The organism is Streptomyces bambusae, from assembly GCF_019400985.1.
GTDB lineage: Bacteria > Actinomycetota > Actinomycetes > Streptomycetales > Streptomycetaceae > Streptomyces > Streptomyces bambusae_A.
Genome location: NZ_WTFF01000400.1, coordinates 1 through 5,720, shown reverse-complemented (window position 1 = coordinate 5,720; position 5,720 = coordinate 1). Strand labels below are relative to the sequence as shown.

Annotated in this window: 5 protein-coding genes; all 5 read right to left on the bottom strand. The window is 73.9% G+C overall.

The features are described 5' to 3' along the window. The coding region (locus GPJ59_RS32540) for a hypothetical protein (RefSeq protein WP_219671515.1) at positions 1-355 on the bottom strand (355 nt) is incomplete at its 3' end. Then, a complete protein-coding gene (locus GPJ59_RS32535; protein ID WP_219671514.1) occupies positions 352-1,173 on the bottom strand; it encodes an ABC transporter ATP-binding protein in 822 nt (273 codons plus the stop codon). The genes GPJ59_RS32535 and GPJ59_RS32540, both read right to left, overlap by 4 nt. 9 nt (positions 1,174-1,182) lie before the next feature. Further along, positions 1,183-2,298, bottom strand: a complete 1,116-nt coding sequence (locus GPJ59_RS32530; RefSeq protein WP_219671513.1) for an ABC transporter substrate-binding protein — start codon at positions 2,296-2,298, stop codon at positions 1,183-1,185. Between the two features lie 119 nt (positions 2,299-2,417). Continuing rightward, positions 2,418-3,008, bottom strand: coding sequence for an NADPH-dependent FMN reductase (ssuE, locus tag GPJ59_RS32525; protein ID WP_219671512.1), 591 nt, complete (start codon positions 3,006-3,008; stop codon positions 2,418-2,420). A 119-nt stretch (positions 3,009-3,127) separates the two neighbouring features. Beyond that, on the bottom strand, positions 3,128-4,078 hold the full coding sequence (locus GPJ59_RS32520; RefSeq protein WP_219671511.1) for a TauD/TfdA dioxygenase family protein: 951 nt from the start codon (positions 4,076-4,078) through the stop codon (positions 3,128-3,130). Between the last annotated feature and the right edge of the window lie 1,642 nt (positions 4,079-5,720).

Here is a 5,720-nt window from a genome sequence, read left to right as displayed (position 1 = left end):
CGTCAGGGGCGTCGGCGGGGGCAGCCGCGGCTTCGGCTGCGGCCCCGGACGGACGCGAGGCCCCGGCAGCAGCCCCGGCTTCCGCCGAGGGCCGGGCCCCCGGTGCCTCGGCTTCGGCTTCGGCTTCGGCTTCGGCTTCGGCTTCGGCTTCGACTTCGGCTTCGGCCAGGGACAGAGCCCCGGCTTCGGCTCCCGCCCCGGCGGGGCGCTCGGCGGCGGCCGTGCCGGCCGGGGCCGCCGCCCTGGGTTCCGCTCTGGCTTCCGCCCTGGCTTCCGCCCTGGCTTCCGCCCTGGCTTCCGCTCTGGCCCCCACCTCGGCCTCTGCCTCGGCCGTTTCGGTCCGGGTCGTCGTCATGCCGTGACCTCCTCCTTCTCCAGTTGCTGGGCCCGGGCGACCTCGTCGTGCAGCAGGGTCCAGATCTCGTGGCGGTAGCGGGCGAACTCCGGGCTGGAGCGCAGGTCCTCGCCGAGCAGCCCCGCGCGGTCGCCGAAGGCGACCGGGACGACCTCCTTGACCCGGCCGGGGCGGGAGGTCAGGACGGCCACCCGCTGCCCGAGGTACACGGCCTCCTCGATGCCGTGCGTGATGAAGACGACCGTCTTGCCCGTCGCCTGCCAGATCCGCCGCAGCTCGTCCTGCAGTGATTCCCGGGTCTGCGCGTCGAGCGCGGCGAACGGCTCGTCCATCAGCAGCACGTCCGGGTCGTAGGCCAGCGAGCGCGCGATGGCGACGCGCTGGCGCATGCCCCCGGACAACTCGTGCGGATGCCGGTCCTCGAACCCGCCCAGCCCGACCAGGTCGAGGAACTCCCGTGCCCGGGCGGCTCGTTGCCGCCGCGGCACGCCCGTGGCCTCCAGGCCGAACTCGACGTTCCCCAGCGCCGTACGCCACGGCAGCAGCGCGTACTGCTGGAAGACGATCCCCCGGTCCAGGCCCGGTCCGGTCACCGGTGCGCCGTCCAGCAGGATCCGGCCGGAGCTCGGCCGGGTCAGCCCGCCGAGGAGGTCGAGCAGGGTGGACTTGCCGCATCCGCTGGGGCCCACGACCACCACGAACTCCCCCGACCCGATCTCCAGGTCGATGCCGTCCAGGGCGGTGAACTCCCCCTTGCGGCCGCGCCGGTCCTTCGTGGGGAAGGTCTTACCCACCTTCTCGAAGACGATCTTCGCCATGGCGGTCCCTCAGCCCTTCCCGGAGTCGTTGGAGCCGTTGGAGTTGTTGGAGTTGTTGGGGCCGTTGGAGCCCTTGGAGTTGTTGGAGTTGTTGGAGTCTGCGAAGTCGTTGAAGTCGTTGGTGTAGAGGTCGGCCGCCTTCAGCTGCCCCTTCTTCACCTCGCCCCGGTCGCCCAGCCAGTCCAGCCACAGCTGGAACTCCTTGTCGCTGATCCGCCCGCCGGTCTCGGCGACGCCGTACGAGCGCCAGTACTGGAGGGTGGAGGTGTCCTCGTTGCGGCCGCGCTTCCTGATGATCTCGGTCATCCGGGCGATGACCTCCTCGCGCGGGGTGGTACGGGACCACTCGATGGCCTTGGCGACTCCCGTGACGAAGGTCCGTACGGTGTCGGGGTTGTCCTCGATGAAGCGCCGGGTCAGCACGTACGTGCCCGCGCTGAACGCGCCGAGCAGCTCGAAGTCGGTGAACAGCGGGCGGATGCCGCCCGCGGCGAGGGCCTTGTCGCGCAGCACCCCGCCCAGCACGCCGACCTCGATCTGCCCCTGCCGGAGCGCCTGTTCGGTGTTGACCGGCGGCACCACCAGGGCCTCGACCTTGGCGCCGTCGGCGGCGGAGAGGCCGTTGCGGCTCAGGTAGATGTCGAGCATGGCCTGGGAGTGCGCGCCCAGGGTGTTCATGCCGACCTTCTTGCCGACGAGGTCGCGGGCGGTGCGGACGGGGCTGTTCTCCAGGACGTAGTAGCCGCTGTAGGCGTACTGGTCGGCGCCGTAGTAGGAGATGACGGCCTTGATCGGGGCCTTGCCGGCGGCGAGTTTGACGACCGCGCCGTTGAACGCGCCGCCGAAGTCGATCTGTCCCGTCGCCGCGGACTGGATGTCCTGGGGCCCGCTGATGGTGTTGCCGACCCATTCGAGCTTCAGGTCGCCCAGGTGGCCGAGGTCGGCGGCGAGCTCGGGCAGGGTCACCTGACCGACCCAGCCCTGGTACCTCAGGGTCTTGGCCTGGCCTTTTCCGCCGCCGCCGGCGGTGGCCGTACCGCAGCTCACCGCGGCCGCCGAGATGCCGAGCAGGGCGAGGAACTCGCGTCGGGACGTGCCGGTCGGGATACGGGGTGCTGCGGGCATGGAGTCTTCCTCGATCGTTGGCTACGGCGGCCTCGACGGCCGTCGCGCCGGTCGGTGTCGGTATCGGTATCGGTGCCGGTGCCGGTGCCGGTGCCGGTCGTACTGGCGCCGGCGCCGTCTCAGCGGGAGGCGGGGAGCGGGGTCGGCGTCGGGGTCGAGGTCGGATTCGGGGTCGGCGCACTGCCGGCACGGAGCGCGGCGGCGTACTCGTCGACGGCCTGGAAGAGGTCGAGTTCGGCCTCGGGGCGCAGCCGGTCCGGCCCGTCACCGCGCTCGACGGAGGAATCGAGGACGAACCGGCCGGCGGTCACGTGCCGGGCACCGAGCGCGGCGAGCACCGGGCGCAGGGCGTAGTCGATGGACAGGACGTGGGCGAGGCTGCCGCCGGTGGCGAGCGGCAGGACCGTCTTGCCGGCCAGGCCGTTCTGCGGGAGCACGTCGAGGAAGGCCTTGAGCAGGCCCGTGTACGAGGCCTTGTAGATCGGGGTCGCGATGACCAGCCCGTCCGCCGCGGCAACGGCGTCGAGCGCGCGCCGCAGCTCGGGCTGGCCCGTGCGGGCGGCGAGCAGGTCGGCGGCCGGGAGCTCGCGGAGGGCGAGGTGGCCGGTCCCGAAGCCGGCGTGGGAGAGGCGCCGCAGGACGTGGTCGGCGACGACGGCGGTACGGGAGGGGAAGGAAGGGCTGCCGGTGACGGCCAGGACGGTGGGCACGGGGTGAGCTCCTTGGCGGCTGGTGCGGGTGGTGCGGCTGGTGCGGGCGGTGCGGGCAGTGCGGGCGAATGTTGCGTGGGGGGCGGCAGGGCGGGAGGGCGGCAGGGCGGTACGTCGACTCAGCCGGCCGAGCCGACGGCGGTGGAAGCGCCGGACGGGATCCCGAAGGCGGGGGCGGGCACGGTCTCGGGGCTGAGCAGCACCGAGGGGCGGCCGTCCGGGCCGAAGGGGACGTCGCCGTCGACGGTGACGCGGCGCAGGGTGCGCTCGTGCTCGTCGGAGTCGTCAACGCCGTAGTGCTGGGTGGCCCGGTTGTCCCAGATCGCGACGTCCCCGACGTTCCACTGCCAGCGGACCGTGTTCTCCGGGGCTTCGATGTGCGCCTGGAAGAGGTCGACCAGGGTGCGGGAGTCGCGTCCGGTGAGGCCGCTGATGCGCTGGACGAAGTTGCCGAGCAGCAGGGTGCGCTCGTCGGTCTCCGGGTGCACGCGCACGACGGGGTGCTCGGTGAGGAACGTCGTGGAGGTGAACACCTCGCGGTACTGGGCCAGCGCCTCGGGCACGGCGTCGGGGCGGAGGGCCGCGTAGTCGTACTCGTTGGAGTGGACGGCGCGCAGCCTGTCGGCGAGGGCGCGCAGCGGCTCGGGGAGGCTGCTGTAGGCGGTGGCGGTGTTGGCCCAGAGGGTGTTGCCGCCGTACGGGGGGACGGTGACGGCGCGGAGGACGGAGAAGGCGGGGTAGGCGGGGACGAAGGTGACGTCGGTGTGCCACTGGTTGGCGCGGGCGCCGTGGTGGGAGTCGATGCCGAGGGAGTAACGGCCGTCGGCGGACGGCACGGTGGGATGTGCCACGAGCTCCCCGAGCCGCTGCGCGAAGGCCTCGTGCCCGGCCTCGTCGAGGTGCTCCTGACCGCGGAAGAAGACGACCTTGTGGGTGAGCAGCGCGGCCCGGATCTGGGCGATGGTCTCCTCGCTCAGGGCCCCGGAGAGCCGTACGCCGCCGATCTCGGCGCCGAGTCGGCCGCCGATCTTGGTGACGGTGAGGTGGTGGGTGCGGGTGGCGGTGGTCATGGGGTGCTCCTGGGGTGGGGCGGGCTGGGGTGGATGGGGCCGGCCGGCGCCGACACGGGCGAGGCTGGGCCGGCCTGGGGCGGGGCCGCACACTGGGCGGCTCCCCGGCCGCCCGGACCGGCACGCGGCCAGAGGGCGTGCCGGGTCATGGCGGGGCGGGGTCGGGAGCAGGACAGGTACTGCGCGCCGGCGCACCGGGGAGACGAGCGGCGGCCGTCCGAGCGGCCGGGCTCGCCGCCTACCTCCACGGCGGCATCGGCGGGGGAAGAGAGAAAGGACAGGTGATACGCACCGACGGAGGTAACGGAGACCGGATGCCGGATGCCGGAAACCGAAGACCAGAGTCCGGGTGGCCGGGTGGCCGGGCTCACCGTCCGCGGTGACGGCATCGGCGGGACGAGGGGCGGGGGACGGCCTGCGCACCGGAGGGGCAGGCGGCCGGTGGCCAGACGGCCAGGCTCACCGTCCGCGGTGACGGCATGGGCGAGCAGGGACGCCTGCCGCACGCCCGGGCCACGGGCCGCCGACACAGCAGGGACGACTGCCGCACGCCCGGATCACTGACGGCCAGCACAACAGGGACGGCTGCCGCACGCCCGGGTCACGGGCGGCCGACACATCAGGGACGGCTCCCGCGCTCCCGGATCACAGGCCGCCGGCACAGCAGGGACGACTGCCGTGCGCCCGGGTCGCGGGCGGCCGGCACGGCAGGGACGGCTGCTGCGCGCCCGGGTCACGGGCGGCCAGCACAGCAGGGACGGCTCCCACGCTCCCGGATCACAGGCGGCCGACACAGCGGGGACGGCTGCTGCGTGCCCGGGTCATGGGCGGCCGGTGGGCCGGACCGGGCCCGGCCGCTGCCGGGGCAGGGCGCCGGCCGTCAGGAACAGGTCGGGGCCGGGCAGCGGCCCGGACATCGCAGGGGCGCGGTACACGCGCCGGGGATGTGGAGCCGCGGGGCGATTCGCTCAGTCGCGGACATGGCCGAAAGCGTGTCAGTGCCGGGATGGCCGGTCAACATCCGGCCCCACCTCACCCAACCCGCCGGAAACCGCACCACACCCACCCTGACCTGCCCTTTCACCGCCAACAGCAGCCGCAGCCACCCCCACCGGATTTCACCGCGCCGCAACATCTCCGCCACGACGCAACACGACCGCACGTTTTCGGACACCCACCCGACCCCGTCCCGCGGGCCTGGAACCGCCCCACGGCGCGCCGTCGACTTTCTCGGCTCCGGCAGCCGGCGCACCCGAGCGGGCCGCCCCGCAGCCGCGCCTGACGGGGCACGGCGCCGACGCCTGAAGCGGAGGGGCGGCCAGGCCGCCGCACGAAGGGGAGGCGCCGACCGCCGCATGGGTGCCGCGTGCCGCGTGCCGGAAGACCGCGTGCCGGAAGGCCGCGCCTACCCCCTCGGGCCGCCGTGCCGCAGGCAGCGGCGCAGCCGTCGCACTCCCCCTCCGCCGATACCCCGCGCGCCGAGCGCGCCAAGCGCCCGCCGGGGCGCGCCGTCGGCCCTGCGAACAAGGGCCGGTGGCGGGCCCGCCGTGCTCCAGGACCGCCGGTACCGCGCCCAACCGCGCCCTGGGCGAGACGCGTCCCCGCGGGGAATGTCCCTGGCTCTTATAACCATCTGACGCGG

What these genes read in the sequence shown, in the direction of transcription:
- GPJ59_RS32520 (WP_219671511.1), bottom strand. Translation starts at nt 4,078, where the DNA reads ATGACCACCGCCACCCGCACCCACCACCTCACCGTCACCAAGATCGGC.
- GPJ59_RS32535 (WP_219671514.1), bottom strand. Translation starts at nt 1,173, where the DNA reads ATGGCGAAGATCGTCTTCGAGAAGGTGGGTAAGACCTTCCCCACGAAG.
- GPJ59_RS32530 (WP_219671513.1), bottom strand. Translation starts at nt 2,298, where the DNA reads ATGCCCGCAGCACCCCGTATCCCGACCGGCACGTCCCGACGCGAGTTC.